Source organism: Microbacterium sp. H6, assembly GCF_003314775.1.
Taxonomy (GTDB): Bacteria; Actinomycetota; Actinomycetes; order Actinomycetales; family Microbacteriaceae; genus Microbacterium; species Microbacterium oxydans.
On record NZ_QOAY01000208.1, the window covers coordinates 14533 to 21356 of the forward strand.

At 67.9% G+C, this 6824-nt stretch carries 6 protein-coding genes; 5 read left to right on the forward strand and 1 reads right to left on the reverse strand.

Annotated elements, in window-relative coordinates; translation table 11 throughout:
- Positions 1-404 precede the first annotated feature (404 nt).
- A complete protein-coding gene (locus DSP71_RS14040; RefSeq protein ID WP_046747602.1) occupies positions 405-815 on the forward strand; it encodes a hypothetical protein in 411 nt (136 codons plus the stop codon).
- An 80-nt stretch (positions 816-895) separates the two neighbouring features.
- Here the strand turns inward: DSP71_RS14040 and radA are convergent, their stop codons facing one another.
- Positions 896-2263 (reverse strand): DNA repair protein RadA, encoded by a 1368-nt coding sequence (radA, locus tag DSP71_RS14045; RefSeq protein WP_058630739.1) that lies wholly within the window; start codon positions 2261-2263, stop codon positions 896-898.
- 100 nt (positions 2264-2363) lie between these two features.
- On the opposite strand from radA, the gene DSP71_RS14050 reads away from it, so the two are divergent.
- From DSP71_RS14050 to DSP71_RS14065, 4 genes are all read left to right on the forward strand, one after another.
- Positions 2364-3074, forward strand: coding sequence for a metalloregulator ArsR/SmtB family transcription factor (locus DSP71_RS14050; protein ID WP_029259881.1), 711 nt, complete (start codon positions 2364-2366; stop codon positions 3072-3074).
- On the forward strand, positions 3061-4476 hold the full coding sequence (locus tag DSP71_RS14055) for a cytochrome ubiquinol oxidase subunit I (protein WP_029259882.1): 1416 nt from the start codon (positions 3061-3063) through the stop codon (positions 4474-4476). The genes DSP71_RS14050 and DSP71_RS14055 overlap by 14 nt, the downstream gene beginning before the upstream one ends.
- Positions 4477-4490: 14 nt before the next feature.
- Entirely contained in the window at positions 4491-5519 is a 1029-nt protein-coding gene (gene cydB / locus DSP71_RS14060; protein WP_029259883.1) for a cytochrome d ubiquinol oxidase subunit II, read from the forward strand.
- The coding region (locus DSP71_RS14065) for an ABC transporter ATP-binding protein/permease (RefSeq protein ID WP_113681401.1) at positions 5516-6824 on the forward strand (1309 nt) is incomplete at its 3' end. The genes cydB and DSP71_RS14065, both read left to right, overlap by 4 nt.

A 6824-nucleotide genomic window follows, 5' to 3' on the forward strand; every position in this document is an offset into this window, starting at 1 on the left:
CCCTCGAGCGCGCAGATCCTGCTCTACTGAACGACGTCGCACCGACGACCGATCGCTGCGCAGCTCCGTCCCGCTGAGTTCGAAGCGATCTCAGTCGGCGCCTTCGAAATCCGTCGTCGCTCGACGGGTATCGCACGAAATGGAGCGATGTCGCCTGCCTTCGCCGCACGATGCTGACATCCCCCACTCTTTGGGATACCATAGAAGCGACTCTCCGCATCTGCGGCAACAAGCCATCCCCAGTGGCGTCGAACTACAGCGTCCCCAGCGCTTCGACATCGCCGCACGAGAGTCCGAGGGCCCTCTCGAGTACCCCAGTCCCCAATGTGGGACTCGAGAGGGCCCCAATCGTCTCCGCTGTCGGATCGGCACTCTGCGCCCGGCGCTCTGCATAAGCTGGATGCATGGCAGCGAAGAAGGCGAAGTCCGGAAAGAACAAGCCGGCACCCGAGGATTTCCGTTCGGACGCTCTGGCGCAGGCTCTGGAGAAGCAGGATGTCGCTGCGGTCGCGCTCGCCCTCCGGCACGGCACCACGATCGTCCCGCTCATCAAGCCCGGCGCGCGGGACAACCCTCTCGACAGCGGCGAGGTGTGGACGTATCGCGACCCGAACACCGGTGACCTCGCCCTGCTGCTCTTCAGCGACGCGAAGAACAAGCCTGCCAACCTGCCTCCAGGAGTGGGCATCTACAGCGCGGACTGGCTGCGGAAGTTCCTCGCGGCGCACCCGATCACGACGGTGTTCCTCGATATCGCCGGACCGCACCCGATGCAGGCCGATCCCGCTGAGCTGCTCAAGGCGCTCGACGCCTGACACGCGACGTCAGACACACGGCGTCAGACCCTCCATGCCTGACCTTCGACGTCAAAACCGCGACGCGGAAGCGCGGGCGGTCAGAACGGGGGGATGTCGCGGTCGGATCGGCGTGAGGTGTTGCGCGCGCGCACATCGCTCAGCGCGGCTCGGAGCGTCTTCGAACGATCGTCGACCACCTGCTCATAGCCGAGGCGCGCGGCCTCGGAGCGTCGCTGGGCCGCCTGCGTGACCGGCCTGATCTCCCCGGCGAGGCTCAGCTCGCCCACCGCCGCGACCGTGCGCGGAACCGAGATCTGCTGGATGGAACCCGCCACGGCGATGGCGATCGCGAGGTCGGCCGCGGGTTCGGTGAAGCGCACACCGCCGACCGTGGACACGTAGACGTCGAGGCTGCCGGTCGCGATGCCGGCTCTCTTCTCGAGGATGGCCAGCACCATGGCGACCCGCGAAGAGTCGACGCCGTGCACGATGCGGCGCGGGTTCGGGGCGTTGCTCGGCACCGTGAGCGCCTGCACCTCGACGGGAAGGGCGCGTCGACCCTCGAGCGAGATCGCCACGCACGTGCCTGGCTCGGTCGCCCCCTGCGAGAGGAAGAGCCCTGAGGGGTCTGGCACCTCGGCGATGCCGTCGCCGGTCATCTCGAAGCAGCCCACCTCGTCGGTCGGACCGAAGCGGTTCTTGAGCGCGCGGACGAAGCGCAGCGAGGTCTGACGGTCGCCCTCGAAGTGACACACCACGTCGACGAGGTGCTCGAGCACACGGGGCCCGGCGACCTGACCGTCTTTTGTCACGTGGCCGACGATGATGATCGGCAGGTCGCGATCCTTGGCGATGCGGATCAGTGTGGCAGCCACCTCTCGCACCTGGCTGGGCTGCCCGGCGGCGCCGTCGATCAGGGACGACGAGACGGTCTGCACCGAGTCGACGATCACGAGCTGCGGCTTGACCTCGTCGATGTGGCCGAGGATGGTCGCCAGATCGGTCTCGCTCGCGAGATACAGCTCGTCGTGCAGCGCGCCAGTGCGCTCGGCACGCAGGCGCACCTGACCGGGGGATTCCTCGGCGCTCGCGTAGAGCACACGGCGTCCGCCGCGAGCCGCCTGCGCTGCCACCTCCAGCAGAAGCGTGGACTTGCCGACGCCGGGTTCACCGCTGAGCAGGATCGCCGCCCCCGGCACGATGCCGCCGCCGAGGACACGGTCGAACTCGCCGACGCCGCTCGAGCGACGAGGTGCATCCTGCGTCGTGATCTGCGTGATGGGCCGGGCGGCACGGTCGGCCGTCGGCGCGACCGGCCCCACCCGACGGAGGATGCCGGTCTGCGCTGCCTGCTCCTGCACCGTTCCCCACTGCTGGCACTCGCCGCAGCGTCCGACCCACTTGGCGGTGGTCCACCCGCATTCCGTGCACACGTACGCAGGAGGAGCGGGTTTCCGGGTGGCCATGCCCCCAGGCTATCGCCGGCATCAGACATCCCTATCGGCCAGGTGTTTATTCACGGCCCATCCTCTCGGCAAACTCGCAGTGTCGCGGGATACTGGGTTCATGGCCAACGGCGGGCCCGTCTGCGGGCCGATCTCGAGCTACTCCCGGGTGCAGATCCTGCACTTGCTCTTCGAAGCGGGAAGTTCGCAGACCCGGGGCGAGCTCTCCATCACCCAGCTGTGCGAAGCCACAGGGCTGCACCCCAACACGATCCGCGAGCACCTGCAGCGCCTGATCGAGGGCGGCTACGTGATCCCGACGATCGAGCACCGCACGACGCGGGGCCGACCGCGCACGCTGTACAGCGCGGCGACCGGAGCGCCAGGGGCCTCCAGTCCCGTTGCCCGAGACAAGGCGAAGGCGGCCGCCCGCCGTGGCGACCTGATGCGGAGCATGCTCCCCGACGCGGCGTCCGGACTCGGGCGCGAAGCCACCTATCAGCTCGATGCGCTCGTCGAGCACCTGGAGGAGAGCGGCTTCGAGCCCGTGCTCGACGACCGCAGTCTCACGGTCGACCTCAGCCCGTGCCCGCACGCCGCCGGACGGTCGGAAGACCGCCCGATGCTGTGCCGCGTGCACCTGGAACTCATGCAAGGCGTCCTGAACGAGGCAGGCGGACCACTCGAAGCCGAGTGCGTGCGCGACGCTGTCCTCCCGTCGGACTGCACCGTGCAGCTGCGCGACACCACCGCGCCGCTGGTCGAGGGAACGCTGCGTCACAGCACGAAGCAGCGGCACCACAGAACAGGAGTCGTGCATGGAATGGCTTGATCCGCTCGCTCTGGCCCGATGGCAATTCGGCCTGACGACCGTCTACCACTACCTCTTCGTGCCGCTCACGATCGGCATGGCGCTGGTCGCGGCGATCTTCCAGACCGCGTGGGTGCGCACCGGCAAGGTGCAGTACCTGCACCTGACCCGCTTCTTCGGGAAGATCTTCCTGATCAACTTCGCCATGGGCGTCGTCACCGGCATCGTGCAGGAGTTCCAGTTCGGCATGAACTGGTCCGACTACTCCCGCTTCGTCGGTGACGTGTTCGGCGCCCCGCTCGCCTTCGAGGGCCTGCTGGCCTTCTTCTTCGAGGCGACCTTCATCGGCCTCTGGATCTTCGGCTGGGACAAGCTCCCGCAGAAGCTGCACCTCGCCACGATCTGGTGCGTCTCGATCGGCAGCATCCTGTCGGCGTACTTCATCATCGCCGCCAACGCCTTCATGCAGAACCCCGTCGGGTACACGTTCAACGAGGCGACCAACCGCGCCGAGCTGACCGACTTCTGGGCGCTGCTGACCAACCCCGTCGCGCTCGCCGCGTTCCCGCACACGATCTTCGGTGCGTTCATGTTCGCCGCCGGTGTCGTGATCTCGGTCTCGGCCTGGCACCTCTCGCGCGGCCAGCACTTCGACACCATGCGCATCTCGCTCAAGTTCGGGCTGTGGGCCATGATCGTCTCGACCGCGGGCGTCGTGCTCACGGGCGACCAGCTGGGCCTCGCGATGTACGCTGCGCAGCCCATGAAGATGGCGGCGGCCGAGGCCACGTTCAACACGGTCTGCGGTCCCGATGCCTCGTTCAGCATCTTCACGCTCGGCACCCCGGACGGCAGCTCCGAACTGTTCTCCATCCGCGTGCCCTATCTGCTCTCGCTGCTGTCGACACACACCCTCGACGCGTGTGTGCACGGCATCAACGATCTGAACGCCGAGTACGCGCAGACCTACGCCGCCACCGGTCTGACCGACTTCGCCCCGGTGCTGTGGATCACGTACTGGGCCTTCCGCTGGATGATCGGCCTGGGCATCGCCGCGGCGCTCGTCGCCGTCGCGGGCCTCTGGGTCACCCGCAAGGGCGCCAAGAAGCCGGTCGCACCGTGGATGTGGAAGGTCGCCATCTGGTCGTTCCCGCTCGCGCTGGCCGCCAACATCATGGGCTGGGTCTTCACCGAGATGGGCAGACAGCCCTGGATCGTGTTCGGGCTGATGACGACGCAGGACGGTGTCTCGCCGGGCGTCAGCGGGCTCGAGGTGCTGATATCGCTCATCGCGTTCACCGCGATCTATGCGGCGCTCGCCGTCGTGGAGATCCGCCTCATCATCCGGGCCGCCCAGAAGGGGCCCGACACCGAAGAGAAGCCGCATGACGAGACGGCCCAGCTGCCGTCGGTCGTCTACTGAGAGGGAGGAGCATCATGGATCTCGCAACACTCTGGTTCTTCATCGTCGCCTTCTTCTTCGTCGGCTACTTCGTCCTGGACGGCTTCGATTTCGGAGTCGGCATGTCCCTGCCGTTCCTCGGCAAGAACGACGTCTCGCGCCGACAGGTCATCAACACGATCGGCCCGGTCTGGGATCTCAACGAGACCTGGGTCATCGTGGCCGGCGCCGTGCTGTTCGCGTCGTTCCCCGAGTGGTACGCCACGCTGTTCAGCGGCTTCTACCTGCCGCTGCTGCTGATCCTGCTCGCGCTGATCCTGCGCGGTGTCTCGTTCGAGTACCGGCACCAGCGCGACAGCGCGAAGTGGAAGGCCGGCTTCGACCGGATGATCGTGATCGGCTCTGTCGTTCCCGCGCTGCTGTGGGGTGTGGCGTTCGGCAACATCGTGCAGGGCGTCGCGATCGACGAGAACCACATCTTCGTCGGCGGCTTCTTCTCCCTGCTGAACCCCTACGCACTGCTGGTGGGCGTCACCACGCTGCTGCTCTTCTTCCTGCACGGGGTGCTGTTCGTGGCACTCAAGACGGATGGTCAGGTGCATGAGGATGCGCAGAAGCTCGCGAAGAAGGCCGCCATCCCGACGATCCTCGTCGCAGCCGCGACGGTGATCTGGACGGTCGCGATCGCGATGGGCCGCGAGGCTCCGCTGCTCTGGCTGGTCATCGCAGCCGGTGCGCTCGCGGCGGTCAGCCTGATCGCGGCGGTCGGCTTCTCGCTCGTCCGTCGCGACGGGTGGGCGTTCTTCGCCGGCATGCTCACGGTCATGTTCGCCGTGGTCATGCTGTTCTCCGCCCTGTTCCCGTACGTGATGCCGTCGACGATCGACCCGGCCTACAGCCTCACGATCGCCAACGCCTCGAGCACCCCGTACACGCTGCAGATCATGAGCTGGACGGCCCTGATCGCGATGCCGCTCGTGCTCGCGTACCAGGCGTGGACCTACTGGGTGTTCCGCAAGCGCGTCACCCGGAAATCCATCGAGGGGGCTCCGGCGCACGCGTGAAACCCGTCGATCCGAGACTGCTGCGATACGCGGGTGCCGCGAGGGGTTTCCTCGCGGCATCCGCCTTGATCGGCGTCGTCCAGACGGCGGTCACGATCGTCTTCGCGTGGCTGCTGACCGACGCGATCACGGGGGCCCTCGCGGGGCGTGACGTCACCTCGTCGCTGCTCTGGCTGCTGCTCACGGCTCTGCTGCGCGGCCTGCTCATCGCGGCCTCGGATGCCGCGGGCACACGGGCGGCCGCCAAGACGGGGATGCAGCTGCGCACGGCGCTCGTGGCTGCGGTCGGGAGGCTCGGGCCAGGGTGGCTCGCGCAGCGCAATCAGACGGCGCTCGCGGTCACGGCCGGTCACGGGCTCGAAGCTCTCGACGCCTACTTCGCCCGGTACATCCCGCAGCTCGTGCTGACCGTGATCGCGACGCCGGTGCTCGTCGCGGTCATGTGGTGGCAGGACTGGCCGAGCGGACTCACCGCAGTGATCACGCTGCCGCTGATCCCGTTGTTCCTCATCCTGATCGGCATGGCGACCCGCACCGTGCAGACCCGGCAGTGGCAGACGCTGCAGCGCCTCGCGGCACGCTTCGCCGACACGGTGCAGGGGCTGTCGACGCTGCGACTGTTCGGACGCGACCGGCGTGCGGCCGACCGCATCGAGGTCACCGCCGACGAGTACCGCCGCGAGACCATGAAGGTGCTGCGGTTCTCGTTCCTGTCCGGCTTCGCGATGGAGTTGCTGGCCTCGATCGCGGTGGCCCTGATCGCGGTGTCGGTCGGCTTCCGGCTGCTGTCGGGCGATCTGACCCTCGAGGTGGGGCTGTTCGTGCTGCTGCTCGCTCCCGAGGCGTTCCTGCCCATCCGGCAGGTGGGGGTGCAGTTCCACGCGGCGGCCGAGGGGGTCGCGGCGACGGAGGACGTGTTCGAGGTGCTCGATGCGGCGGGGGAGCGCGCGCGGATGCAGGAGCTTTCGACGGATGTCGGAGGAATCGCCGCCGAAACCCCCGGCATCCGTGAATCGGTCATGCATGTGGACACCACCGTGGAACCGGCGAACGGCGGAAACCTCGTGGTCGAGGGTCTGCGGGTGCGCGACCTGCCGCCCGTGTCGTTCGCAGCCGGGCCGGGGACCATCACCGTCATCGAGGGGCCGAGCGGGTCGGGGAAGTCGTCGCTGCTGGCGGCACTCCGGGGCGCTGTCGAGTTCGAGGGGACGGCGTTCTACGGCGGCGCGGACGTGCGGGGGATCGCGCCGTCGGTGTGGCTCGCCTGGGCCGGACAGGCACCTGGACTGACGCGCGGGACAGTGG

Bases quoted from the DNA above. Each gene is read 5' to 3' on its own strand.
- DSP71_RS14040 (WP_046747602.1), top strand. From the start codon at position 405: ATGGCAGCGAAGAAGGCGAAGTCCGGAAAGAACAAGCCGGCACCCGAG.
- radA (WP_058630739.1), bottom strand. From the start codon at position 2,263: ATGGCCACCCGGAAACCCGCTCCTCCTGCGTACGTGTGCACGGAATGC.
- DSP71_RS14050 (WP_029259881.1), top strand. From the start codon at position 2,364: ATGGCCAACGGCGGGCCCGTCTGCGGGCCGATCTCGAGCTACTCCCGG.
- DSP71_RS14055 (WP_029259882.1), top strand. From the start codon at position 3,061: ATGGAATGGCTTGATCCGCTCGCTCTGGCCCGATGGCAATTCGGCCTG.
- cydB (WP_029259883.1), top strand. From the start codon at position 4,491: ATGGATCTCGCAACACTCTGGTTCTTCATCGTCGCCTTCTTCTTCGTC.